Here is a 23280-nt window from a genome sequence, read left to right on the forward strand (position 1 = left end):
AGAGGAAATCTGATGCCGGACTCAAATCCCGACGCCGTTCAAAAATTCGACTCCTCACGTGCAGACGAATATGCCCGGCATGGACATGCGCGCCGGTACGGAAACGGCTTTGGCTAGGGTCGTGGCGGTTGGCAGCCCGGCGGCTCAACCAGGGTCGCTTCGTCTGGTCGAACCCTCGACACGGCTCGCAAGCCGAATTGAACATCGAACGACTTCAGGCGCTGGTGCTGGGTTTGCCGTGGCAGAGGGTTGGCCCCGGTGGAGCGATCACTGTGCTGTGATCTGCGGTTTAGCAGGATTGCCTGCGTCATTGTCCGATCAGTCTGTCGTCGATTATTGCCGGCTCTGGCAAAATCGGCGGCATGACTTGTGCCCCCGCTCTCGACCAACTGAATGCTGAACAACTGCGCGTCCTGGCCGCGCAGTTGACGCAGCGCGTCGAAAGCCTGGGCAAACAAGTCCACCACTTCAAAACGGTCAACGAACAACTCACCCACGAAATCACGCTGCTCAAGCGCCATCGCTTTGCCAAGCGCAGTGAACAGTTGAACCCGACGCAAGCCAGCCTCCTCGATGACCTGCTCGACACCGACATTGCCGCCATCGAAGCCGAACTTGAGGCCCTGCAACCCGCGCCTGCTTCGTCCGAGGCACGCCAAAAACCGAAGTACGCGCCGTTGCCCGCGCAGTTTCCCCGCACCCTGATCCATCACGAACCTGACAACACCCAGTGCACCTGTGGCTGCGCCCTCAAGCGCATCGACGAAGATGTCAGCAAAACACTCGACTACACGCCCGGCGTATTTACCGTCGAACGTCATCTCCGTGGCAAATGGGTGGGCTATGTCTGCGTTAAGCGTTGCATAGGGTCATGTCCGAGTGATTCCTTCAATAAAACCAAGGGATTGATTTGGTTTCCATAACGCTCAAGCAGGCGCCGCCAGCCCAGGTAATTGACAACCAGAACCGGCACCCATTCATCGCTCATGCCTTTACTCTTAGCGTTGCCCCCTCGTTTGCGAGCGGGGCGCGGCAATCAGGCCCCCAGAAAACGATGGCGCCAGCGGAATGCCATTGCGGCTGGCTGCGGCTCCAAGCATTTACTCTAGGCGCGTACCTACCTTTTTGACCAAGCCGAGCGCTACCGCCACCTGTGGCTGACGCAAACAGTGTTCTCTGAAGAAGCCCTGAGAAGCTCAAGCGCAAGGAACATGCCGCGCTGGTCGAAGCCATCCTCGCCCGCGATACCGTTCGTGCAACAGCAATGATGCGCAACCACCTGATGACTCCGGTGCCAATCATCGTCGAGGTCATGCAACGCGGCGGGCTGGGCAAGGCTGCCGTTGCTCTTTGAGCTTGGCGCTCAGCGGGCCGGGCAGCACTTGGCGGCCTCATTCCAAAACGCATTTGAATGATCACGATGATGCAGATGGCAAAGCTCGTGGACGATGATGTAGTCGATGATGGTCAACGGTAACCAATATCTTTGATGTGGATATTGCCCGTAGATTGGGACTCTCGGATCATCAACAGCTGCTTGGGCGACAGCCAATTATAAATTTTGATTACTTGCGTGATCGCTCGAAGCGAACAAACTGCAACTTTCTTGACCAGTCCTTTGCTGGACGCCCCGTATCCAAGCCCCTTTGAGCGACCTACTAGTCGCTCAAAGGGGCATGGATCATGGGGCTTACTTCAGGTTGCCACTGAGGAACTGCTGCAGCCGTCCGCTCTGGGGGTTGCCCAGTACGTCCTCGGGTGCGCCTTGTTCTTCGACCAGTCCCTGATGCAGGAACAGCACCTGGTTTGACACTTTGCGAGCGAAGCTCATTTCGTGGGTGACCATGATCATGGTGCGACCTTCTTCGGCCAGCCCCTGAATGACCTTGAGCACTTCGCCCACCAGCTCCGGGTCGAGTGCCGAGGTCGGTTCGTCGAACAGCATGACTTCCGGTTCCATGGACAAGGCCCGAGCAATCGCCACGCGCTGTTGCTGACCGCCAGAGAGGAACGCCGGATATTGATCAGCGACGCGGGCCGGCAGGCCGACCTTGTCCAGATAGCGTCGAGCCCGATCCTCTGCATCTTTCTTGCTGACACCCAGCACCCGGCGCGGGGCCATGGTGATGTTTTCCAGCACCGTCATGTGGCTCCACAGGTTGAAGTGTTGGAACACCATCGCCAAGCGGGTGCGGATTCGTTGCAGTTCAGCGTCGTCGGCCACGCGCATGCCGTGCCGATCACTGATCATGCGAATCTGCTTGTCGTCCAGGCTCATGGTGCCGTTGTTGGGTGTTTCGAGGAAATTGATGCAGCGCAGAAAGGTGCTCTTGCCTGAACCGCTGGCGCCAATCAGGCTGATCACATCGCCGGTTTTGGCTTTCAGCGAGACGCCCTTGAGGACTTCGTGGTTGCCATAGCTTTTATGCAGGTTATCAACGGTCAATTTGTACATGTGCGCAAATCCTGAATTAGTGAGCCGGGCCAAGGAAAGACAACCAACGGCGTTCGGCCAGACGGAACAAACCGACCAGTGTAAAGGTGACGGTCAGGTAGATAAGCGCGGCAATGCCGAACGACTGGAAGGTCATAAAGGTTGCCGAGTTGGCATCGCGTGCGACCTTGAGTATGTCCGGCACGGTGGCGGTGAAGGCCACAGTGGTCGAGTGCAGCATCAGAATCACTTCGTTGCTGTAGTACGGCAACGAGCGGCGCAGTGCTGACGGCATGATCACGTAGGCATAGAGCTTCCAGCCGGTCAGACCATAGGCCTTGGCCGCCTCGACTTCACCGTGGGACATGCTGCGGATTGCCCCGGCGAAAATCTCCGTGGTGTAGGCGCAGGTGTTCAGGGCAAAGGCGAGAATGGTGCAGTTCATCGCATCGCGAAAGAACGCGTCGAGCACCGGTTGAGCGCGAACGGCGGCGATGCCATAGATGCCCGTATAGCAAATCAGCAGTTGGATATACAACGGCGTACCGCGAAACAGATAGGTGTAGAACTGAACCGGCCAGCGTACCCATGCATTGGGTGACACCCGGGCAATCGACAGCGGGATCGACATCACAAAGCCGATGAAGATCGAGGCGCTGAGCAGCCAGAGGGTCATGGCCAGCCCGGTGATGTGATAACCGTCGTTGTAAAGGAAAGGTTTCCAGTATTCCTGCAGAAGTTCGATCATCGTACGGCCTCCCTGGAGCCTGCGGCATAACGGCATTCCAGCCTGCGCAGGATGTAGTTCGAAGCGCTGGTAATCAGCAGATAGATCAAGGCGGCGAGTACCAGAAAGTAGAACAGTTGATAGGTGCTTTTACCGGCATCCTGGGCCGCCTTGACCAGATCGGCCAGGCCGATGATCGAGACCAGTGCGGTGGCCTTGAGGATCACCATCCAGTTATTGCCGATGCCTGGCAGGGCGAAGCGCATCATTTGCGGGAACACCACGAATCGAAAGCGCTGGCTGCGGCTCAAGCCGTAGGCTGTTGCGGCTTCCATCTGCCCGCGAGGCACGGCGAGGATCGCGCCGCGAAAGGTCTCGGTGAAATACGCGCCGTAGATGAACCCCAGGGTAATGATGCCGGCGCTGAACGGGTCGATCTCGATATAGTCCCAGTCCAGCGCCACGGTGAGATTGGTCAGCCAGGTTTGCAGGCTGTAGAAAATCAGCAGCATCAGCACCAGATCCGGCACCCCGCGAATCAGGGTGGTGTAGAGCTGCGCCGGAATGCGCAACAGAGACGAGCTGGACAGCTTGGCACTGGCGCCGATCAGGCCGAGCACAACGCTCAACAACAGCGACAGTATCGACAATTTGACGGTCATCCAGCTGCCTTGCATCAGCAACGGGCCAAAGCCCTGAAGGCTGAAGACAGAAAGCCCCAGAGTCTGTAACAGGTTTTCGAACATTGGAAAGGCCCTTGGCAATCAAAAAAAGCGCCCATCTTGAGGATGGGCGCCGGGGCGTTATTTGCCGCTGTAGAGATTTAGATCGCCAAAGTGCTTTTGCTTGACGGCTGCATAGGTGCCGTTGTCGTGCAGCGCCTTGATGCCTTTGTCCAACAAGGCTTTGAGCTCCTGGTTGCCTTTGGTGATACCCACCGCCGTTTTCGCTGGCATCAGCTCACTGTCGATCGGCCAGCTGACCTTGAAATCAGCACCTTGTGGCGACTTCAGGAAGCCCAGCTGGGCTTGCAGCATGTCCTGGATCGAGGCATCGAGGCGGCCGGAGACCAGGTCGGCGTAGACCTGGTCCTGGTTCGCATAGGCTTGGGTTTCTACCCCGGCCTTGTCCAGTACGGCTTTGGCGTAGGCTTCCTGGATAGTGCCTTGCTCGTAGCCGACTTTTTTGCCTTTGAGCAATGCCGGATCGGTGTCGATGTCAGCGCCTTTCTTGAAGACCAGTGCAGTTGGACTCGAGAACAGCTCACTGGAAAAATCGATGACCTTCTCACGGGCTGGAGTGTCCGTCATGGACGACATCACGCCATCGAACTTGTTGGCCTTGAGGCCCGGAATCATGCCATCGAAGTCGCTTTCGACCCATATGCACTTGACCTTCAGTTCGGCACAGATCGCGTTGCCCAAATCGATATCGAAGCCCACCAGGCTACCGTCAGCGGCTTTGGACTCGAACGGCGCGTAGGACGGATCGACGCCGAAGCGCAATTCCTTGTATTCCTTGGCCAGCGCGGAGCCGGCAGCCATGCAGAGAGTCAATGCGGAAAGGGTTAGAAATGTTTTTTTCATTGTTTTATTCCTAAGGACCAACATGAGCGCTTGTGACACATGAGTACTGTTATGGAGCTCGTATGACACGATGGAAGAAGTAACACCCGACAGGTCGCGCTCCTGGCGAGCAAGGAGGCAGAGCACGCGAGGAGAAGAGTCTATAAACAAACGAGTGCGACGATAAGACGCAAAGTGCATTGATTTGACGAATTATTGGTCATTATGACGAGCAATAGTGACTGTGTGATGCTTTGACGCTAATTCATTAACCATGAAGAACTGCTGCGACCGGAACAAATCGCCCAGTTTAAATGCCTCGGCCGGTGCGCCGGAATCCCTTCTGTGGCAGCTCGACGAAAGCTGACTGCCGCCGGAAGTGTTGTCTGCAGCAGGTTGATTTGCGGATGGTCCGCGAGGGTTTCGGTAAGCGATTGATAGATCAGGCTCGCATCGTTGGTGGCATCGAGCTTGTTGATTACGATGTTTAACGGCGGCGTGTGCACGCCTAGAGCCGCAAGCGGTTCTAGATCCTTAAGCAACTGCTGTGTTCCCCGATAAAACTCACGGGCAGCGAGCATGTCTGGGGTAATCGGCGAGATCGCCAAGTCGGAGCAGAGCAGTGCCATCTCCAGCACCACAGAGCGCGCACCTTGGGTGTCGATCAGGATCAGGTCGAAGTCGTCAGCGAACGACGAGACCAGATTTTTTAAACGTAGGCGCCCGTCAGCAGCGTGAAGCAGCAGGTTGCCGAGCTGGTTGTAAGGATCGTTTGAAAGGATCAGCGACAGATTTTGGATGCAGGTCCGGGAAATGACCTGCTCTGGCCGGGTATCGTTTTGTGCAATGAGTTGATAAGTCCCGCCTGGCGCTTCGTGGTCGATGCGATAGAACGAGGACAACGACGGTTGAGTGTCGAGATCGATCAGTAGGGTGCGGATATTAGCGTCTGCGCAGAACGCGCCTAGGTTTGCGGTCACCGTGGTTTTCCCAGGGCCGCCTTTGGTTGAAACGATTGATGCAATTTTCATGATGCTGGCCTCTAAATCAAGTTGATTAGAGGCAGCGCTTTGCACGTGTAAATTGAACCGAAAAAATACTGTTACCAAATGTGTTTCGAGGCGATGGAGCGGGATTTTGACATGTCGGCTCAAATGATCAAAATCATTTGGTGCCGGAAACGTCCTACAACACCCCGCTCGACCCCTTGAAAAATCTGGCTCCACGACCTGGACTCGAACCAGGGACCCAATGATTAACAGTCATTTGCTCTACCAACTGAGCTATCGCGGAATGTGGTCTATGTTACTGATTGAAAAGGGCAAGTCAAGCCTTTGGCAAAAATATCCTTACCCTATGCGGCCAAAATCAGATAACTCCACAGGCCATGCGACTACCGCCACCGCCAAGTGTTTTACACATGACGACACGATGCATTTCAGGCTGGGAAGTTAGCCTTGAGTGCCTGAAGACCACCGCTATAGACACCGCTGAACAACTCGGTGACTTCTGCATCTGTTACGCCGACGGGGGTGAAGCTGCCCGACCATTCAACCTGAGACGTCTGTTTGCCCGCCACTTCCCGAACCTGCACCTTTGCCAGGTAATCGGTCACCGGGAACGGTCCGCTTTCAATGGAGTAGGTGTACGTACGCGCTTTGTCATCGAACGTCTGGAGCCGCTCGACGATCACCGTGCCATCGCGGGTCTCCAGGTGACGCACGCGCCCACCCTCGCCCGGTTCGCTTTTGGCAATGAGCGGCAACCAGTCGGGAAGCGAGTTGAAGCCGCCTATCAGTTGCCAGACTTGATCGGCAGTCGCCGAAACTTCAATCGTTGCAGACGCTTTAGCCACGGTATTTCTCCAAGCAGGGTTCAAGGGATCGGAAAAGGCTCAACTGGCCAGGCGGGTGACTTCAGCTACTTCAGCCAAACGCTGAATCATAACGCCCAGTAACGTGTCACTGCGTGAGAGCCACCGCCTTGTTACAGCACCATACCATCATGCGCAACGATCACCCGTGCGGGCAGTTGATGTGCCTCATCGAGCAGCCAGGCGTCCAGCGTGTGGCCAATATGGGTTAACACCGCCTGTTGGGGTTGCAGTTCGGCGATGCAGGCCAGTGCCAGGTTAAGGTCATTGTGGTTGCGAGGCGTTTGCGGCTGAGGGGGCATGGAGCAGTCCAACACCAGTACATCGAGGGGTTGGCGTTGCAGAAAATCGCGAGTCGGCTCAGGCAGGCCGACGGTGTCGGTGAGGTAAGCGATGCGTCGCCCCTCGCCTTCGAGCAGGTAACCCAGGGTGGGTTTTGAATGCATCAACGGCATCGCGGTCACGCTCAGGGCGCCGAACTGGCGCATTTCGAAGGCAGCAAAGGGCTGACTGAAGTCGAGAATGCCCGGATGTTTGTACAGATCGGAAAAGCCCTCTGGATCAACCGGACCCAGCACTGGAATGCCCCATCCCTGCCCCCAACGCAAATGCAGCAGGCCTTGGGCGTGGTCAGCGTGGTAATGGGTTTGCAGGATGCCGTTAAAGCTGCGCGGCGGGAAACGCTCGGTAAGATCGGTCAAGCCCGCGTCGATCAGCCAGCGTTGGTCGGCGCACTCGATCAGGGCACTGCACGGCAGACGGCGCAAGCGCTGATCCGAACGTGCAGCGGCGCACGCCGGACAATCGCAACCGTAGACCGGCACCTGACGCGCATCGCCGGTACCCAGCAAGGTCAGGCGCATGAAGGCTCTTTGCCCATCAGTTGCAACAACCGCTCGAGGGTCTGTTCGATGGGGCCAGAGTTGTCCAGGAGCCACAACGCCTTATCCTCGGCCGCCATCAAGGTTGCGGCAAAATCGGCATTGCGCGCCAATCGTGCTTCGATCTCCGGCAAAGATTCACGACCACGGGCCTGCAAACGCTGACGCAACACGGCCTGATCCACGGTTAGCAGCAGCGCCAGCAAGCCCCGATAGCGTTGATGCGCTTGCGGCAAATAAGCACGCGAGCCGTTGACCAGAACATCCAGCCCGGCCTCAAGCCATTCGTCGATTTCCTTCGGGATTCCGTAGTGCAAGCCGTTGGCTTGCCAGCTCAGGGCGAACGCACCCTCGTCTTGCATCGTCGCGAATTGCTCGACGCTGACCGCTTGCGCTGCCTCACCGACCGCCTCAGCCGAACGGGTGATGACCCGCCGCACGATCCGGCAACCCTGATCGGCCAAGGGTTTACGTGCAGCATCGAGCAGGCTGTCCTTGCCCGAACCTGAAGGCCCGATGAGATAGATCAACCTGCCTGCCATCAAAACACCCTCTTCGCTTGTCGCCAAACCTGTTGAATCACCGGCAGGCCGCCTTGGTTTCTAGCGTGAACCAGGTCGGCGCGCAACCCCACCCGGATCTCGCCCCGGTCGTTGAGCCCTGCGGCCTGGGCCGGTGCGCGACTGACCATACCGACGGCCTGAGGCAGATCGCAATCGTTGTCCTGGGCAGCCAACATAAATGCCGCCTGCAATAGACTGGCCGGATAATAATCGCTGGAGAGGATATCCAGTAGTCCTTCTTTAGCAAGGTCGGCCGCCGCCACGTTGCCCGAATGCGAACCGCCACGCACGATGTTCGGTGCGCCCATCAACACCCCCATGCCAAGACGATGACAGCCTCGCGCCGCTTCCAGGGTGGTCGGGAACTCAGCGATAGTCATTCCGTAACTGGCCGACTCTTCGACGTGCGCCAGGGTCGCATCATCGTGACTGGCCACCGACAGACCGCGTGCCAGGCAATCCTCGACGATAGCCCGCCGGTAACGGCCACTGAACGCACGGGAGTTGGCCATCTGGGTGACGATGAACGCGTCCATCTGCACCGTCGTCAGTTGGTATTTACCCATGTAGTACTCGCGGTACTTGGACTCCAGAGCGAACTGCCGCTGACCTGGCGAGTGATCCATGACCGATACCAGCTGCACCAGCGGGTTCTCCACCAAGTCGCGGAACACGCTCAGGGTATCCGGGTGGCACAGCTCACAACGCAGGTGCAGACGGTGTTCGGCGCGGGTCAGGCCGGCGGCATTGGCCGTGGCGATGGCGTCGAGCATCGCGGGCAATTTCTGCATGCGATTGCCCTTGGGGTTCACGTCACCGATGGACAGCGCGTCGAACACTGTGGTGATGCCCGCAGCCACGATTTGCGCGTCGTGGCTGAGCACGGCCGAGGTCGATGGCCAGTCCACGCCGGGGCGCGGCGTCATGTGTTTTTCCAGGTTATCGGTGTGCAACTCGATCAGGCCCGGCAGCAGGTAATCACCGTGCAGGTCCTGTGCTCGGGGCAACCGGCTACTGCCCTCGCCCACCTCGACGATTAGGCCGTTGCGCAGTACCACCGTGCCGTTGAAAACCCGGTCGGCGGTGACCACTTGGGCGTTGCTAAGGATCTGTTCAGTCAGCATGGCTGTGATTCCTTCGTCGTCGGCGCATTCGGGGTCATGTCGAGGTGCCGGTCGGCGACCGCTTCACGGGCGGCACGGTCGTGAAAAATGCCGATCAAGGCGGCACCTCCCGCTTTGGCTTCGTTCATCAGTTCCAACACGACTTGGCGATTGGTATCGTCCAGCGACGCAGTGGGCTCGTCGAGCAGCATCACGGGCCAGGCGACCATGAAGCCGCGAGCGATGTTCACCCGCTGCTGCTCGCCGCCGGAGAAGGTGCCGGGCGCCAGTTGCCATAGGCGCTGCGGAATATTCAGCCGCGCCAGCAGGTTTTCTGCGCGGGCCTTGGCCAACGTCTTCGACCAACCCCGCGCCAGGGCTGGCTCCATGACCACGTCCAGGCTGGCGACACGCGGGATCACCCGCAGAAACTGGCTGACATAGCCAAGGGTCTGCTGGCGCACGGCCAATACATCACGCGGTTGGGCGCCGACCAGTTCCAGCCAGTCCCCGGCATGCCGCACGCGAATGCTGCCGCCTGCCGGTAAATAGTTGCCGTACAGCGTGCGCAACAACGTGCTTTTGCCCGCGCCGGACTGCCCGTGCAGCACCAGGCATTCGCCTTCGTTGACGGTGAAACTCAGGCCGTCGAGCACGTTGAGCACTACACCGCTCTGCTGATGCAGCGTGAAGGTTTTCGATAGGTCGCGAACCTCGATCAGCCTGTTCATCAAGCACACCCCAAAAAGACGACGGTGGCCGGGGATCGCCCGGCGGATGGACGGATCACGGTTGCAGCACCGAAGACACCAGCAGTTGCGAATAAGGATGCTGCGGGTCATCAAGAATCTGATCGGTCAACCCGGCCTCCACTACGTTGGAGCGCCGCATGACCATCAGCCGGTCGGCCAACAATCGCGCCACCGCCAGGTCGTGGGTGACGATCACTACCGCCAGATCCAGCTCCCGTACCAGACCCCGCAACAGGTCAAGCAAGCGCGCCTGGACCGAGACGTCGAGTCCCCCTGTCGGCTCGTCCATGAACACCAGGCGCGGGCCGGAAACCAGATTGCGAGCGATCTGCAAGCGCTGCTGCATTCCGCCAGAAAACGTACGCGGCAGGTCGTCGATGCGCAGCGGATCGATTTCCACTTGGGTCAGCCAGTCGATCCCGGCTGCACGCAATTGCCCGTAGTTACGAATACCTTGAGCCATCAGCCGCTCGCCGATGTTGGCGCCAGCCGACACGCCCATGCGCAGGCCATCGCGCGGGCTCTGTTCAACAAACCCCCATTCGGTGCGCAACAAGGTGCGGCGTTCGGCTTCGCTCGCGCTGTAGAGGTCAAGCCAGTCGCCTTCTTTACGTCGATACGCGACGGCACCGCTGTCGGGCGGGCAACGGCCGCTGAGCAATGACAACAAGGTCGATTTTCCCGAGCCAGACTCACCGACGATGCCCAACACTTCGCCGGGGTACAGGTCGAAGCTCACGTCCTGACAGCCCTTCTCTGGCCCGTATAAGCGCGACAGACCACGGACTTCAAGCAGCGGCTGCGCACGGTCTGCTTGCCGGTCCTGCAACCGCTGCGCGTGATGCACGGGGTTGTTCATTGGCCGGCCTCCTGTTCGTTGCTGCGCTGGGCGCAGTAGTCGGTGTCCGAGCAGACGAAGCTCTGGGTGCCTGCGTCGTCGAGGATCAGTTCATCCAAATACGAATCGCGGCTGCCGCAGATCGCGCAACACTCTTCCCACTTCTGAATTTCAAACGGGTGATCCTCAAAATCCAGACTCACCACCCGGGTGTAAGGCGGCACGGCGTACAGGCGCTTTTCGCGACCGGCGCCGAATAACATCAGCGCCGGGCTCATGTCGAGCTTCGGGTTGTCGAATTTTGGAATCGGTGAGGGGTCCATCACATAGCGATCATCGACCATCACCGGGTAGGCGTAGCTGGTGGCGATGTGGCCGAAGGTGGCGATGTCCTCGTAGAGTTTCACGTGCATCACCCCGTAATCGTTGAGCGCGTGCATGGTCCGGGTCTCGGTTTCCGAAGGCTCGATAAAACGCAGCGGCTCCGGGATTGGCACCTGATAGACCATGATCTGATCTGCGTGCAGCGGGGTTTCCGGGATCCGGTGACGGGTCTGGATCACCGTTGCTTCTGGCGTGCGCTCGGTGGTCACAATGCCTGCCGTACGGGCGAAAAAACGCCGAATCGAGACCGCGTTAGTGGTGTCGTCCGCGCCCTGATCGATGACCTTGAGCACATCATCAGCCCCCAGAATGGCCGCGGTCATTTGCATACCACCCGTACCCCAGCCATACGGCAGCGGCATTTCGCGGCCACCGAAGGGCACCTGATAACCGGGAATTGCCACGGCCTTGAGCAGGCCGCGTCGGATCATGCGTTTGGTTTGCTCATCGAGATAAGCGAAGTTGTAGGCCTCATCGCGCACTGGACGCTCGTGCGTCACGCTGTTCATTGTGGATTCTCCTGCACGCTGGCCTGCACGGCTGCGGGTTTGCGCAGCTTGCGGATCAGTTCCAGCTCGGACTGGAAGTCGACGTAGTGCGGCAGCTTGAGGTGCGACACGAAACCGGCCGCCTCGACGTTGTCGCAATGGCTGAGGACAAACTCCTCCTGCTGCGCCGGCGACTGGATTTCTTCGTTGAATTCATCGGCCCGCAGTGAGCGGTCCACCAGGGCCATGCCCATGGCTTTGCGCTCGGCATGCCCAAACGCCAGGCCATAACCACGGGTGAACTGCGCCAGTTCCGCGCCAGAGCCGACGAACTGGTTGACCATCTCGCACTCGGTCACTTCGATGGCGCCGATGGCGATGGGGAAACCGAGCTCTTCCGGCTCAATCCAGACCTCCACTTCACCGATGCGGATTTCCCCGGCGAACGGGTGATTGCGTCCATAACCACGCTGGGTGGAATAGCCCAGCGCCAACAAGAATCCTTCATCGCCACGGGCCAGGGCCTGCAAGCGCTGGGCACGACTGGAGGGAAATTCCAGCGGATCGCGGGTGATGTCGGCGACGGCTTCACCGTTGTCGGACTCGTTTTTGATCAGGCCTTCTTTAGCCAACAAACCGAGGACCCGCGGGCAAGGTTCCAGGGTCGCGCCCTCTTCTACCTGCGGTCCCGGATGTTCGCCTTCGGCCAGCAACGTGAAGTCCAGCAAGCGATGGGTGTAGTCGAAGGTAGGGCCCAACAGTTGCCCGCCCGGTACATCCTTGAAGGTTGCGGATAAGCGTCGGCCCAGTTGCATGACCGAGGTATCAATCGGCAGGCTGGCGCTGAAACGTGGCAGCGTGGTGCGATAGGCGCGCAGCAGAAAGATTGCTTCGATCAAATCCCCCGCGGCCTGTTTGATTGCCAGCGCGGCCAACTGCTCGTCATACAGAGAGCCCTCGCTCATCACCCGAGCCACGGCCACGGGCAGTTGCTGGCGAATCTGCTCGACGCCCAGTTCAGCAATCGCGGTGTCGCCACGGCGCTTTTTCGCCAACAAACGGTGAGCATTGTCGATGGCCTGTTCGCCACCTTTTACGGCTACGTACATCAGGCAAACTCCTCAGCCAGGGGTGTGGGTTCGAGGCGGCTGATGCGGGTGCTGCGCGGCAGACCGATGACACTGTGGCCCGCGAGAAAAAACGCATCCAGCCCACGGGGGAAGTTGTTGCGTGCATCGCGCTCGCGCCAGAATCCTTCAGCCAGTGGCAAGGCGACCCGATTTTCGTGTTGGATGCCGGGGCCGCGCCACGCCAGAGGATGACCGCCGTCGAGCTGAGCCAACTGGATCAACAAGGTGCAGGACTGATCGGGGTAACGGTCATTGCCCAGATCTAAGCCCTGTAAATCGTCGAGTTCGCTGTCGTCGAGCAATGCAAAACGCGCCTGTTCACGATGGCTGACAATCGCGCAGCCGCAGTGAAAGGCCAGGTTGGCGCGGATTGTCGGTGTGTCGAAAGCCGGCGCCAGCCACAGCGGGGTGTCGCCATCGAGCAGTGCCAGACACAGCGCATAGCTCGCCGGTGCCAGTCCTTGCAGCGGGGGAGCCTGTTCCAACGGCTGAGCCACACCCGGCCCGGCCAGAGCCTTGAGCGCCGCACGGAAGCTGCGCTGGGCGTCCAGCACCGGGTCGGCGAATGCGGGTTGCAAAAGGGTTGTACTCATCAGTCTTCTCCTCGAACCAAGGTAAAGAACTCGACCTTGGTCGCTGCGGTTTCGGCGTCTTTTTTGGCGCGGCGTGCAGTCTGCGAACGGGCCAGGGGTTCGATCAACTCACTCAACCAACGGGCCTGTTGCGAGCCTTGCAGATGCGCGTCGGCCAGCGCGGCCAGTTCGGCATGCGCCTTGTCGCGCCCGGCGAGGTAGCTGTAACCGGTGCGTCCATCCGCCAGGCGCACGACACAGCGAGTCACGCTCATCTCTCCGACGTTGAACGGCGCACCGGTGCCGCCCATGCGACCACGGACCAGAGTCATGCCAATTTCCGGGGCGCGAATCAGTTGGTATTCGGTGTCACGCAGGGCCGCTTCATGGCCACTCAATTCGTCACGGTGGGCACGGGCGAGCACGCCGATCCACTGTTGGCGGGCTGCGTGCGGGGCAACAGGAGCGGAACTCATCGTTGGCATCTCCATCATGTGATGACCTGATATTGGAAACGGTCCGAGCGGCTGGTGGACTGCGCAAGCTCCACGGGCTGGCCGGATGAATCACGGGAAAGGGTAAAAACGCTGAGCGCGGGCAAATGCCGAGGCATGAGCAACAGCCCTGCCTCCTCACGGCTCGGCAGGCGCGCACCGATCAGACTGAACGTGCGGGTCAACGGCAAGTCGCGCTCAGCGAAGAACTGGCGCAGCGAGCCCCCGGTGTAAGGCGCCAGCATCTCGGTTCGGCTGGCGCAGTAACGATGGCGAATCAAGCTCACGGGCTGACCGTCGACCATGCGCAATGTTTGCAGCTCAATCAGTGGTGCCTGATCAGCCAGGCCCAGGTGCCTCGCCTCATCGCGGTTGGCCACGCAACTGCGCCGTTGCAGCAACCGGGCTTCAACCCCATGCCCGAGCGCCGACAACGACTGGCTGTAGGCGCTTTCTGCGACCAGCGGATAGATCAGTGGACGCTCCAGCACCTGGGTGCCCCGACCCTGGCGACGCAACACGCTGCCATCGAGCACCAACTCATCAATGGCGCGGCGCACGGTATGCCGGTTGACGGCAAATCGCGCGGCCAGACGGATCTCTGCGGGCAGGTAATCCCCGGCCCGATAATCACTGAGTTCCCGGCGTAAGGTGTCTGCCAACTCGCGGTAAACAGGTTCAATTTGTCTAGACAACTGCATGGTTTAAAAAAAGCGCCGTTGGGCACCCTCTCCATTAAATGAACTGTTTGCGCAGGCGTTGCGACAAGATGTCGATCACGCTCACCACGACGATAATCACCAGCAATACGGCGCAGGTTTGAACGAACTGGAAGGACCGAATGTTCTCCCAAAGGATCACGCCGATCCCCCCAGCGCCGACCATGCCGACCACCGTGGCCGAGCGCACGTTGGACTCGAAGCGGTACAGGGCGTAGGAAATCCACAGCGGCATGACTTGCGGGATGACCCCGTAGATGACTTCTTGCAGGGCGCTGGCGCCGGTAGCGCGCACGCCTTCGACGGGACCGGGATCGATGGCCTCGACTGCTTCAGCGAACAGCTTGGCCAGGACCCCCGTGGTGCTGATCCACAACGCCAGGACACCGGCAAAGGGTCCCAGGCCGACCGCGACCACAAACAGCATGGCGAACACCATTTCGTTGATCGAACGGAACGAGTCCATGACCCGGCGCAGCGGCTGATGAACCCACCAGGGGGTGATGTTATCGGCGCACAAAATCCCCAGCGGAACCGAACAGACAATCGCCAGCACCGTGCCCCACAGCGCGATCTGCACCGTGACAATCATCTCCTTGAGGTATGAGCGCCATTCGTGGAAGTCCGGCGGGAAGAAGTCGGCCGCGAAGGTCGCCATATTCCCTGCGTCGCGGTACAGCGCCAGCGGGTTCATCTCAGCCCCGTGCCAGGCCCAGGCCAGCATGGCGAGGAACAGGCCCCAGCCAACGTACTGCGGCCAGGTGCGTTTGCCGACGGCGTCAGCATGTGCAGCATTGGTAGTCATAAATGGCTCTCAAAAAAAGGTCAGCCATAGAAGGCTACGATGACGCGACGCGCTGGGGCGTCGCGTCGTCAGGCGTCAACCGGCGCTGGCGGTGGTCTTCTTTTCAAGCTCGGTGATTCGTTCCTGGAGCTTGGCCAGGCCTGCATCGAGCTCTTTCAATCGCTTGGTTTTTTCGTTAGCGTCCAGGGTGGTGCTCGCGTTGACTTCGGTGCGCTGCTTGAACAGATCAAGCTGGCGAATCGGCAACAATTGGTCGTCGGAGGACGGCAGGAATTTGCCCAACTGCATCTCTTTGAGTACAGCCATCTCGTGATCGGTATCGCCGTAGGTGGCGAAGAATTCACGAATTTTGCCTTTGTCGACGTCTGACAGGCTTTTGTTCCAGACCATCGGATCGGCAGGGATCAGTGGAGATTTCCAGATAATCTTGAGCAGGGCGGCCTGGTCCGGCTGGGTGACTGCCAGGCGGTCCCAACTTTCGGTGTTGAAGGTGGCAACGTCGAGTTGGCCTTTGGCCACGCTCAAGGCATTCACTTCATGGCTGGAGTTGAGCGTGCGTTTGAAGGCCGTGGCGGCATTGACATGGTTCTTGGCGAAGACGTAATAGCCCGGCACCAGATAGCCGGAGGTGGAGTTCGGATCACCGTTGCCGAAGGTCAGGTTCTTGGCATTTTTGAGCATGTCCTCGACCGAATTGATCGGGCTGTCCTTGCGCACAATCAGCAGGCTCCAGTAACCGGCTGCACCGTTGGCGGCGGCGGTCTGAGCAAAGATTTCGCCGTTGGAGCGGTCCACGGCTTCCATCGCGCCCTTGTTGCCCAGCCAGGCGATATCGACCTTGTTGAAGCGCATACCCTGGATCAATCCGGCATAGTCGGAGGCGAAGGTTGCGTTGACTTTCAGACCGGTTTTCTTCGACATATCGTCCAGAAACGGCTGCCAGACGCTTCGCAGATTGGTCGAAGACTCGGTGGACATAAGGCCGAAGTTGATGACTTTTTCTTCAGCCTGGGCAGTGCCCAGAAAACAGGTGGCCAGTAAAGCGGCAGACGCGAAAACACGACCCATACGATTCAACATGGAAGGATTCCTGAAGGTGGCGTTGGTGGTTTGTTTTTTAGAGCAACTGCAACGAAATCAGGCCCGCGCAAGCACTCGCTTTACTGGCCTTTCCGTGCTGCGAGCTTTGTCGGAGAACAGAAGACTGGTGTCCAGATCCGCGCCGTAGAGGTCGTTAAGGAACTGCGTGCTGAGTTCTGCAGCGGCGCCATCGAAATGAATGCGCCCGGCTTTGAGGGCCACGGCGCGCTGGCAATAGCGCACGGCGTAATCCACTTGATGCAGGGTGACCACCACGGTCTTGCCGTCGCGGCGATTGATATCAGCGAGAATTTCCATGACCTTGCGTGCGGACTCAGGGTCCAGTGACGCGATGGGCTCATCGGCCAGAATGACTTCGGCGCGCTGGGTCAACGCCCGGGCAATCGCCACGCGCTGTTGTTGACCACCGGACAGGGTCGAGGCGCGCTGAGTGGCGAGATCGGCCAGACCCACGCGGTCCAGGGACTCCATCGCCCACTGTTTTTCCTGAACACTGAACAGGCCCAGATTGCCGCGCCAGCCGGGCATGCGCCCCAGGCAACCGAGTAACACGTTGTCCAGCACGCTGAGGCGATTGACCAGATTGAACTGCTGGAAGATGTAGCCGATATCGGCGCGCAGTCGACGGACGTTGCCATTCAGGCGGCCTGAGGCCTGCACTTCGCGGCCCAGCACCTGCACACGGCCACCGTTGTTGCGATCGCAACGCGCCAGTCCCGCCATATGGCGTAACAACGTGGATTTCCCCGAACCGGAAGCGCCGATCAGCGCGACCATTTCACCGGGTTGTATAGACAACGCAAGATCAATCAAAGCAGTCTTGCGAGCAAAAGTCTTGTTCAGACGGTCGACATGGATAGCTGCGTTCATGGGCTTCTCTGTCTGGTTGAACAGCCTTTGCGCGGCTGCGTTTGTGTGCAACTGACAGTAGAGAGAGGGTGTTTCAGACCCATGAACCGTGGATGACAGTAAGGTAACGATTGGTTGACGGTTTGTAGACGCCCCAGCCTCTCCTGCGAAGGCCGGGCGTCAAACGCAGACTCAGATGCGGAACGTCCCCACCAAATGTTGCAACGTGGCAGCTTGGTGTTCCAGGTCGGCACAGGCTTCAAGGGTCGACTTCAAGTTGCCTACAGCGCCCTGATTCAAGGTGTTGATTTGGGTGATATCGACATTGATCGACTCGACGACAGACGTTTGTTCCTCGGTCGCGGTGGCGACTGACTGGTTCATGCCGTCGATTTCGCCTATACGGCCGGTAACGCTGCCCAGTCGCTCTCCGGCCTGATTGGCGATGGTGACGCTGGTTTCGCTCTGGCGTTGGCTTTCGGTCATGGTCACTACGGCTTCCCGTGCGCCAACCTGCAACTCTTCAATCATTTTCTGCACTTGCTGGGCCGAGTCCTGGGTGCGGTGCGCCAGGTTGCGCACTTCATCGGCCACCACGGCGAAGCCTCGGCCTGCCTCCCCCGCCCTCGCCGCTTCGATGGCAGCATTGAGCGCGAGCAAATTGGTCTGCTGGGAAATGCTGGTGATCACCTCGAGAATCTGCCCGATATTGACGGTCTTGCTGTTGAGGCTTTCGATATTGACGCAAGACGAGCTGATTTTTTCCGACAGCAGATTCATCGCCTGGATGGTCTGCTGGACAACCTTCTGACCATCGCTGGCAAGGTGGCTGGCAGCGCTGGAATGCTGCGAGGCCAAGGACGCGTTTTGCGCGATCTCCTGGGCCGCCGCACCCAACTCGTTGATGGCCGCCGCAACGCTGCTGGTCCGATTGGCCTGCTCGTCAGAGTTGAGCATGGACGAGTTCGACGCGCAGACGACCCGCGCAGCCACTTCACTGAGATGGGCTGCGGTGCTGGCCACTTCGCGAATCGATGCATGGATACGTTCAACAAAACGGTTGAACGATTGCGCCAACGCGCCGAACTCATCCTGAGAATGGATCGACAGACGCTTGGTCAGATCACCCTCACCGTCGGCGATTTCCTGCATTGCTCGGCTCATCAGGTGTAACGGCTGCATAAGCACACGAATCAACAGACCCAATAGCACGATGATAAAGACCACGACCACCACCATGGCGGTCAGCGCTGAGGTGCGGAACTCACTGAGCATCGAATAGGCCGCGTCTTGATCAAGCACCAGCGCCACGTACCAATTCGCCGAAGCAAGTCCGTCGACATGGGTGAACGAGATAAATTCAGACTTGCCCGGCACGTTGACTTCAGTGACCCCCGGCGCGATTTTTGGCGTACCGGTCGGGTAGGCATCGCTCAGGTTTTTCAGGACCAGCTTGCTGTCCGGGTGAACCAGAATCTTGCCGTCGCCGCTGACAATGAACGCATAGCCGTGGCCGCCAAAATTCAGCGCGTTGATAGTCTTGCTGATGCTGTCCAGCGCGATATCGGCGCCAGCGACCCCTATAAACTGGTTGTCGTGCTTGACGGGGGTCGCCAGGGTGACCACCAGCTTGCCCGAAGACGCAGCAATATAAGGTTCCGTCACGATGGTCGTCCGAGCGCTTTCAGCTGCCTTGTACCAGCCCCTAAGGCGCGGGTCGTAATCGGCAGCGCGGTTGCCCGCCGGGACGGAAAACATGACGCCATCATTACCGCCGAAATAGCTCAGCTGAAAACTATCGACGTAAGCTGGCAGCCCGACCACCCGCTGCAGCGTACTCGGGGATGGGCCATCAACGGCAATTTGCTGGGCCATCGATTGCAGCAACTGAGTGCGGCTTTCCAACCAGGTCTGGATGTTATGTGTGGTGAGAGTGGCTAATTGTTGCAGTTCAAGAAAAACATTGGCACGTACGGTTTGACGTTGTCGATAGTCATTCACGGCAATAAAACTCGTAAATGCGACAACAATAATTAACGTGGCGGCGAGCAGAATCTTCCTGCTGAAACCCAGATTTTTGATCATGCGAGCAAGTCCACTACAAAGAATGACAACGGCATATTCGCAACGCAAGTGCGAACAGGGGGATGGCGATGCAGCGTTGTACGGACTTACGCAATAAAAAGGAAGCCGTTGTTTCAAGAAGAACGGCTGCGCTCATCGACGTCGTTGCAGGTCCGGCTCCGCCAAGGCGCTTTTGCCACAGTCGGAGGCGCCAATCACCCCGACGAGTTCACCCGATTCGACGGACAGCGATCCACCGTTCAGGGCCTTGACGATGCACATCGCTTGGCTTGGCTTGGCTTGGCGCTAGACGTGCGGATCACCCGGCGCTTTGACCGGTGTCGCGTATTGCGGTTTCAGCTTTCCTTCCTTGTCGAGCAACCAGGCATCCATCACCTGGCGGACTACAGGGCCTGCCACGCGGCCGCCCGCCTCACCGTTCTCGATCATGACCGATACCGCGATTTTCGGATGTGCCGCCGGCGCGAAGCCGACGAACAAGGCGTTGTCGCGATTGCGCTCTTGGGTTTTCAAGCGGTTGTAGCGCTCACCCTGTTTGATCGCGACCACCTGGGCCGTACCGCTTTTACCGGCAATCCGGTATTGCGCGCCAATGGCTGAGGCTCGAGCGATGCCCCGCGGGTCATGCATCACCAACTGCATACCGTGATTGACCTGATCCCATTCACTGGAGTCATGCAACACGATATTAGGCATGGGGTGATCATCGACCGGTGCCACACCATCGACGGTTTTCGCCAGATGAGGTCGATTCCACACGCCTTTGTTGGCAATCAGCGCGGTGGCCTGGGCCAATTGCAACGGCGTCACCTGCATATACCCCTGGCCGATACCCAAAATGACGGTTTCACCCGGGAACCAGACCTGACGCCGGGTGGCCCGCTTCCATTCACGCGAGGGCATCAACCCTGGCGCCTCTTCGAACATGTCCAGCGACACTTTTTGCCCCAGGCCAAACATGGTCATGTAGTCATGCATGCGGTCGATGCCAAGCTTGTGCGCCAGCGTGTAGAAATAGGTGTCGTTGGAACGCATGATCGCAGCATCCATGTCCACCCAGCCGTCACCGCTGTGGTTCCAGTTTCGGTACTTGTGATCGTAATCCGGCAATTGGAAATAGCCAGGGTCGAACACCCGTGTCTGCGCGGTAACAACACTGCTGTCCAGCCCTGCGATCGCGACCTCTGGTTTGATTGTCGAGCCGGGCGCGTACAACCCGCGCAGCACCCTGTTGAACAGGGGCCTGTCGACGGAATCACGCAGCGCTGCATATTCCTTGAAGCTGATACCGGTGACGAACAGGTTGGGGTCGAAGCTGGGCTTGCTGACCATGGCCAGTACTTCGCCGGTTTCCGGGTCCAGCGCCACCACTGAACCGCGCCGATCTCCCAAGGCATCTTCCGCTGCTTCCTGAAGACCGATATCCAGGCTCAGGACAATGCTTTTGCCGGGGATAGGGTCCGTGTGCTTGAGCACGCGTAACACCCGCCCTTGAGCGTTGGTTTCGACTTCTTCATACCCGACCCGGCCATGCAGTTCGGACTCGTAGAAACGCTCGATGCCCGTCTTGCCAATCGATTGGGTACCGCGATAGTCCACGGCATCCAGTTGTTTGGACTCTTTTTCGTTAATTCGACCGACGTAACCGATGGAATGCGCAAAATGCGCGCCCAACGGGTAATGCCGAACAAACTGCGGCTCGACGTCGATTCCCGGAAGGCGAAACTGATTGACGGCGACCAAGGCAATTTGTTCTTCGGTCAATTCATACAGCAACGTCACAGGGTCGAAGTGATGACGGGCCTGCTTTAGATCCTTGTCGAACAAAATCCGGTCTTCTTCAGGCAACTGAAGAATGCTGATGAGGGCGTCCAGCACCTGACTCCAGTCCCCGGAGCGTTCGCGGGTCATGATCAGGTTGAAACTGGGCCGATTGTCCGCCAGCACCACACCATTACGGTCGTAGATCAGGCCTCGTTCCGGCGGGATCGGCAGCACATGCACTCGGTTGTTCTCTGAAATCGTCGAGTGATAGGCAAACTCGGTCACCTGCAAAAAATACATTCTGCCCACCAGAATGCAGCTCAACACGGCCACCAGCAGACCACACGCCAACAAACGTTTGTTGACCAGCTGCGTCTCTTTTTCGTGGTCTTTTAAGGGAATTGGATCAGGCATTTCTACAGCTTCTCGTTAACAAAAGGGGGAATCGTCACAAATTGTGACGCACAATACCAAGAAGTGCCCCCGGATATTGCACCTCTGATCAACGGCGGCGATCCCACGCCCACAACGCGGCGTGCGCAGGGTGATTCCTTGCCGACTATTTACGCGCCATCAGCTTCGACGCCAGAAACCGGTGATCCGCTGAAAACAGTCGCCTATACGTGAGTAACACCGCACACACGGTCCCCAGCGCCGACGCCGCCGCGATCAGAAACATAATGATGATTTGATAACGCACCGCCTGAATCGGCGACTGGCCCGCCAGCACCTGCCCCGTCATCATCCCTGGCAGACTGACCAGCCCGACCACGGTCATTTGATTCAGGGTAGGGATCATTCCGGCACGCACTGCCTGGCGAGCCGGGCCTTGTGCGGCCTCCCAGCGCGTGGCACCGAGCGCGAGGCTCATTTCCACGACGTTGCGCCCGGTGGTCAATTCCTGAGTCATTCGCTCAATACCCAGCGATACGCCGGTCAGCGTATTGCCGAGAATCATGCCAAGGATGGGGATTGCATACTGCGGCTCATACCAGGGATGAATCCGAATGACCGCGAACAGGCCCACGGCCGTGACCAGCCACGAACTCAACCAGATCGAGGCAATACTGTCGATGCGCTGCCCCGCGTACGTACGTTTCCCGCGACCCGAGGCGGACAATCCCGCTATCAGGGTCATCCCGGCCATCAACGGCAGCACAACGTACCACTGGGCAAAGTTGAACACCCAGCCCAGTACATAACCAATGGCGAGTAGCTGCACCACGGTGCGGATCGCCGCCCACACCAGTTTGCGTTCCAGATCAAGTTTCAGGACAAGGGACAGCACGCCGTTAATCAGGATCAACGAGGAAGCAATACCAATATCCAGTAGCGATAAGTTCTGATAATCCATCAGGTTGTGTGCTCGCTCAATGTGCCTGCCTGCATCGTCAGCCTGCGCTCACTCATGCGCTGAGCCTGCTCTTGATCGTGGGAGATCCAGATGTAGGCGCGATCGTCTTGCCTGGCGCCACTGAACCAGGCCGACACCAGTGCCTCGATTTCTCGAGATGACTCAGGATCCAATGAGGCGGTCGGCTCATCAAGCAGCAGCACATCAGGCTGCAATTGCAGAACCCGGATCAGTGCTGCAATTTGCGCTTCGCCTCCCGACAGCTCGCTGGACTGCTGGTCGAGGAAGCGATCCCCCCTGCCCGCCTGCTCGGCCAGCCGCACAGCGGCAGCGCGATCGAACGTGAGGTCCTGATAGACCTTCAAGGTGAAGGGATAACGCAGGTTGTCCTCGACCGTGCCCTCAAGCATTGCGGGTCGCTGAGCGATGTAACTGACGTGGCGGCGATACGCCGGAATCCCTGCGCCTGGCACCGGTTTATCGCGCCAGGAGACGCTGCCGCCCTCCAGTGGATCAAGCAACGCCAGGGCTCGCAGAAACACGCTTTTCCCCGACCCCGAAGGCCCTGTGAGGGCGATGCGATCCCCTCCGACCAAGGTAAAATCCGTCGAATCAAGAAGACACTTGTGGGTTTTGGCGTCATTTCGGACAAGCCCGGACGCTTTGATCAAGATCACTCGACAACTTTCTCGGCATAGAAAGCAGCGGTTTCATACGACCGACCGCGAACATAGTTATCAGCGGCCAAGGTGTAGCCGTCAGTGGCGGTGTGATGCACGTCGCTTGCTTTGCTCTTCAT

25 protein-coding genes, 1 tRNA gene and 3 pseudogenes are annotated in these 23280 nt (G+C 58.8%); 2 read left to right on the forward strand and 27 right to left on the reverse strand.

Annotated elements, in window-relative coordinates:
- Positions 1-362 precede the first annotated feature (362 nt).
- A pseudogene (locus AC1ME2_RS02310) lies at positions 363-911 on the forward strand (IS66 family transposase); the annotation flags it as partial.
- Between the two features lie 159 nt (positions 912-1070).
- Positions 1071-1354: pseudogene (locus tag AC1ME2_RS02315) on the forward strand (FCD domain-containing protein); the annotation flags it as partial.
- A 9-nt stretch (positions 1355-1363) separates the two neighbouring features.
- Here AC1ME2_RS02315 and AC1ME2_RS02320 read toward each other — a convergent pair.
- The 27 genes and pseudogenes from AC1ME2_RS02320 to AC1ME2_RS02450 all read right to left on the reverse strand — a co-directional run bounded on the left by AC1ME2_RS02320 (position 1364) and on the right by AC1ME2_RS02450 (position 23280).
- Positions 1364-1552, reverse strand: a complete 189-nt coding sequence (locus AC1ME2_RS02320; protein ID WP_480439077.1) for a M48 metallopeptidase family protein — start codon at positions 1550-1552, stop codon at positions 1364-1366.
- Between the two features lie 138 nt (positions 1553-1690).
- The gene (locus tag AC1ME2_RS02325) at positions 1691-2455 is read right to left on the reverse strand and encodes an ABC transporter ATP-binding protein (RefSeq protein ID WP_480438798.1); all 765 of its coding nucleotides are present in this window, start codon (positions 2453-2455) and stop codon (positions 1691-1693) included.
- Positions 2456-2471: 16 nt separating this feature from the next.
- The gene (locus tag AC1ME2_RS02330; protein ID WP_480438796.1) at positions 2472-3182 is read right to left on the reverse strand and encodes an ABC transporter permease; all 711 of its coding nucleotides are present in this window, start codon (positions 3180-3182) and stop codon (positions 2472-2474) included.
- Positions 3179-3907, reverse strand: a complete 729-nt coding sequence (locus AC1ME2_RS02335; RefSeq protein ID WP_480438795.1) for an ABC transporter permease — start codon at positions 3905-3907, stop codon at positions 3179-3181. Before AC1ME2_RS02335 ends, AC1ME2_RS02330 begins: the two co-directional genes overlap by 4 nt.
- A gap of 57 nt (positions 3908-3964) precedes the next feature.
- Positions 3965-4747 (reverse strand): transporter substrate-binding domain-containing protein, encoded by a 783-nt coding sequence (locus tag AC1ME2_RS02340; protein ID WP_480439078.1) that lies wholly within the window; start codon positions 4745-4747, stop codon positions 3965-3967.
- A gap of 239 nt (positions 4748-4986) precedes the next feature.
- Entirely contained in the window at positions 4987-5880 is an 894-nt protein-coding gene (locus tag AC1ME2_RS02345; RefSeq protein WP_480439079.1) for a ParA family protein, read from the reverse strand.
- 63 nt (positions 5881-5943) lie between these two features.
- Positions 5944-6019, reverse strand: a tRNA-Asn gene (locus AC1ME2_RS02350).
- 145 nt (positions 6020-6164) lie between these two features.
- Positions 6165-6581 carry an SRPBCC family protein gene (locus AC1ME2_RS02355; protein ID WP_480439080.1) on the reverse strand — a complete coding sequence of 139 codons (417 nt, stop codon included), beginning with the start codon at positions 6579-6581 and terminating at the stop codon, positions 6165-6167.
- Positions 6582-6712: 131 nt separating this feature from the next.
- Entirely contained in the window at positions 6713-7462 is a 750-nt protein-coding gene (gene phnP, locus AC1ME2_RS02360) for a phosphonate metabolism protein PhnP (RefSeq protein ID WP_480439081.1), read from the reverse strand.
- Positions 7453-8022, reverse strand: coding sequence for a phosphonate metabolism protein/1,5-bisphosphokinase (PRPP-forming) PhnN (gene phnN / locus AC1ME2_RS02365; RefSeq protein ID WP_480439082.1), 570 nt, complete (start codon positions 8020-8022; stop codon positions 7453-7455). Before phnN ends, phnP begins: the two co-directional genes overlap by 10 nt.
- Complete coding sequence (locus AC1ME2_RS02370) at positions 8022-9167, reverse strand: alpha-D-ribose 1-methylphosphonate 5-triphosphate diphosphatase (protein WP_480439084.1); 1146 nt, start codon at positions 9165-9167, stop codon at positions 8022-8024. Before AC1ME2_RS02370 ends, phnN begins: the two co-directional genes overlap by 1 nt.
- A complete protein-coding gene (phnL, locus tag AC1ME2_RS02375; RefSeq protein WP_480439086.1) occupies positions 9161-9877 on the reverse strand; it encodes a phosphonate C-P lyase system protein PhnL in 717 nt (238 codons plus the stop codon). Before phnL ends, AC1ME2_RS02370 begins: the two co-directional genes overlap by 7 nt.
- A gap of 55 nt (positions 9878-9932) precedes the next feature.
- A complete protein-coding gene (gene phnK, locus AC1ME2_RS02380; protein ID WP_480439087.1) occupies positions 9933-10757 on the reverse strand; it encodes a phosphonate C-P lyase system protein PhnK in 825 nt (274 codons plus the stop codon).
- Positions 10754-11629, reverse strand: coding sequence for an alpha-D-ribose 1-methylphosphonate 5-phosphate C-P-lyase PhnJ (locus AC1ME2_RS02385; protein WP_480439088.1), 876 nt, complete (start codon positions 11627-11629; stop codon positions 10754-10756). Before AC1ME2_RS02385 ends, phnK begins: the two co-directional genes overlap by 4 nt.
- The gene (locus AC1ME2_RS02390) at positions 11626-12717 is read right to left on the reverse strand and encodes a carbon-phosphorus lyase complex subunit (RefSeq protein WP_480439089.1); all 1092 of its coding nucleotides are present in this window, start codon (positions 12715-12717) and stop codon (positions 11626-11628) included. The genes AC1ME2_RS02385 and AC1ME2_RS02390 overlap by 4 nt, the downstream gene beginning before the upstream one ends.
- Positions 12717-13331, reverse strand: a complete 615-nt coding sequence (gene phnH / locus AC1ME2_RS02395; RefSeq protein WP_480439090.1) for a phosphonate C-P lyase system protein PhnH — start codon at positions 13329-13331, stop codon at positions 12717-12719. Before phnH ends, AC1ME2_RS02390 begins: the two co-directional genes overlap by 1 nt.
- Positions 13331-13786 carry a phosphonate C-P lyase system protein PhnG gene (gene phnG, locus AC1ME2_RS02400; protein WP_480439092.1) on the reverse strand — a complete coding sequence of 152 codons (456 nt, stop codon included), beginning with the start codon at positions 13784-13786 and terminating at the stop codon, positions 13331-13333. Before phnG ends, phnH begins: the two co-directional genes overlap by 1 nt.
- Before the next feature lie 14 nt (positions 13787-13800).
- Positions 13801-14505 carry a phosphonate metabolism transcriptional regulator PhnF gene (phnF, locus tag AC1ME2_RS02405; protein WP_480439093.1) on the reverse strand — a complete coding sequence of 235 codons (705 nt, stop codon included), beginning with the start codon at positions 14503-14505 and terminating at the stop codon, positions 13801-13803.
- Positions 14506-14539: 34 nt separating this feature from the next.
- Positions 14540-15328, reverse strand: coding sequence for a phosphonate ABC transporter, permease protein PhnE (gene phnE, locus AC1ME2_RS02410; RefSeq protein ID WP_480439094.1), 789 nt, complete (start codon positions 15326-15328; stop codon positions 14540-14542).
- A 75-nt stretch (positions 15329-15403) separates the two neighbouring features.
- A complete protein-coding gene (gene phnD / locus AC1ME2_RS02415) occupies positions 15404-16408 on the reverse strand; it encodes a phosphonate ABC transporter substrate-binding protein (protein WP_480439096.1) in 1005 nt (334 codons plus the stop codon).
- A gap of 57 nt (positions 16409-16465) precedes the next feature.
- Entirely contained in the window at positions 16466-17299 is an 834-nt protein-coding gene (gene phnC, locus AC1ME2_RS02420) for a phosphonate ABC transporter ATP-binding protein (RefSeq protein ID WP_480439097.1), read from the reverse strand.
- Between the two features lie 171 nt (positions 17300-17470).
- Positions 17471-18235 (reverse strand): methyl-accepting chemotaxis protein, encoded by a 765-nt coding sequence (locus AC1ME2_RS02425; protein WP_480441962.1) that lies wholly within the window; start codon positions 18233-18235, stop codon positions 17471-17473.
- A gap of 90 nt (positions 18236-18325) precedes the next feature.
- Positions 18326-19363, reverse strand: a pseudogene (locus AC1ME2_RS02430) (HAMP domain-containing protein); the annotation flags it as partial.
- Positions 19364-19648: 285 nt separating this feature from the next.
- The gene (gene mrdA, locus AC1ME2_RS02435; RefSeq protein ID WP_480439099.1) at positions 19649-21541 is read right to left on the reverse strand and encodes a penicillin-binding protein 2; all 1893 of its coding nucleotides are present in this window, start codon (positions 21539-21541) and stop codon (positions 19649-19651) included.
- Positions 21542-21686: 145 nt separating this feature from the next.
- A complete protein-coding gene (locus tag AC1ME2_RS02440) occupies positions 21687-22481 on the reverse strand; it encodes an ABC transporter permease (protein WP_480439100.1) in 795 nt (264 codons plus the stop codon).
- Entirely contained in the window at positions 22481-23158 is a 678-nt protein-coding gene (locus AC1ME2_RS02445; RefSeq protein WP_480439101.1) for an ABC transporter ATP-binding protein, read from the reverse strand. Before AC1ME2_RS02445 ends, AC1ME2_RS02440 begins: the two co-directional genes overlap by 1 nt.
- Entirely contained in the window at positions 23155-23280 is a 126-nt protein-coding gene (locus tag AC1ME2_RS02450; RefSeq protein WP_480439102.1) for a hypothetical protein, read from the reverse strand. Before AC1ME2_RS02450 ends, AC1ME2_RS02445 begins: the two co-directional genes overlap by 4 nt.

The organism is Pseudomonas sp. ASL9 (genome assembly GCF_056680335.1).

What these genes read in the sequence shown, in the direction of transcription:
- AC1ME2_RS02325 (WP_480438798.1), bottom strand. Translation starts at nt 2,455, where the DNA reads ATGTACAAATTGACCGTTGATAACCTGCATAAAAGCTATGGCAACCAC.
- AC1ME2_RS02330 (WP_480438796.1), bottom strand. Translation starts at nt 3,182, where the DNA reads ATGATCGAACTTCTGCAGGAATACTGGAAACCTTTCCTTTACAACGAC.
- AC1ME2_RS02335 (WP_480438795.1), bottom strand. Translation starts at nt 3,907, where the DNA reads ATGTTCGAAAACCTGTTACAGACTCTGGGGCTTTCTGTCTTCAGCCTT.
- AC1ME2_RS02340 (WP_480439078.1), bottom strand. Translation starts at nt 4,747, where the DNA reads ATGAAAAAAACATTTCTAACCCTTTCCGCATTGACTCTCTGCATGGCT.
- phnP (WP_480439081.1), bottom strand. Translation starts at nt 7,462, where the DNA reads ATGCGCCTGACCTTGCTGGGTACCGGCGATGCGCGTCAGGTGCCGGTC.
- phnN (WP_480439082.1), bottom strand. Translation starts at nt 8,022, where the DNA reads ATGGCAGGCAGGTTGATCTATCTCATCGGGCCTTCAGGTTCGGGCAAG.
- AC1ME2_RS02370 (WP_480439084.1), bottom strand. Translation starts at nt 9,167, where the DNA reads ATGCTGACTGAACAGATCCTTAGCAACGCCCAAGTGGTCACCGCCGAC.
- phnL (WP_480439086.1), bottom strand. Translation starts at nt 9,877, where the DNA reads ATGAACAGGCTGATCGAGGTTCGCGACCTATCGAAAACCTTCACGCTG.
- phnK (WP_480439087.1), bottom strand. Translation starts at nt 10,757, where the DNA reads ATGAACAACCCCGTGCATCACGCGCAGCGGTTGCAGGACCGGCAAGCA.
- AC1ME2_RS02385 (WP_480439088.1), bottom strand. Translation starts at nt 11,629, where the DNA reads ATGAACAGCGTGACGCACGAGCGTCCAGTGCGCGATGAGGCCTACAAC.
- AC1ME2_RS02390 (WP_480439089.1), bottom strand. Translation starts at nt 12,717, where the DNA reads ATGTACGTAGCCGTAAAAGGTGGCGAACAGGCCATCGACAATGCTCAC.
- phnH (WP_480439090.1), bottom strand. Translation starts at nt 13,331, where the DNA reads ATGAGTACAACCCTTTTGCAACCCGCATTCGCCGACCCGGTGCTGGAC.
- phnG (WP_480439092.1), bottom strand. Translation starts at nt 13,786, where the DNA reads ATGAGTTCCGCTCCTGTTGCCCCGCACGCAGCCCGCCAACAGTGGATC.
- phnF (WP_480439093.1), bottom strand. Translation starts at nt 14,505, where the DNA reads ATGCAGTTGTCTAGACAAATTGAACCTGTTTACCGCGAGTTGGCAGAC.
- phnE (WP_480439094.1), bottom strand. Translation starts at nt 15,328, where the DNA reads ATGACTACCAATGCTGCACATGCTGACGCCGTCGGCAAACGCACCTGG.
- phnD (WP_480439096.1), bottom strand. Translation starts at nt 16,408, where the DNA reads ATGTTGAATCGTATGGGTCGTGTTTTCGCGTCTGCCGCTTTACTGGCC.
- phnC (WP_480439097.1), bottom strand. Translation starts at nt 17,299, where the DNA reads ATGAACGCAGCTATCCATGTCGACCGTCTGAACAAGACTTTTGCTCGC.
- AC1ME2_RS02425 (WP_480441962.1), bottom strand. Translation starts at nt 18,235, where the DNA reads ATGCTCAACTCTGACGAGCAGGCCAATCGGACCAGCAGCGTTGCGGCG.
- mrdA (WP_480439099.1), bottom strand. Translation starts at nt 21,541, where the DNA reads ATGCCTGATCCAATTCCCTTAAAAGACCACGAAAAAGAGACGCAGCTG.
- AC1ME2_RS02440 (WP_480439100.1), bottom strand. Translation starts at nt 22,481, where the DNA reads ATGGATTATCAGAACTTATCGCTACTGGATATTGGTATTGCTTCCTCG.
- AC1ME2_RS02450 (WP_480439102.1), bottom strand. Translation starts at nt 23,280, where the DNA reads ATGAAGAGCAAAGCAAGCGACGTGCATCACACCGCCACTGACGGCTAC.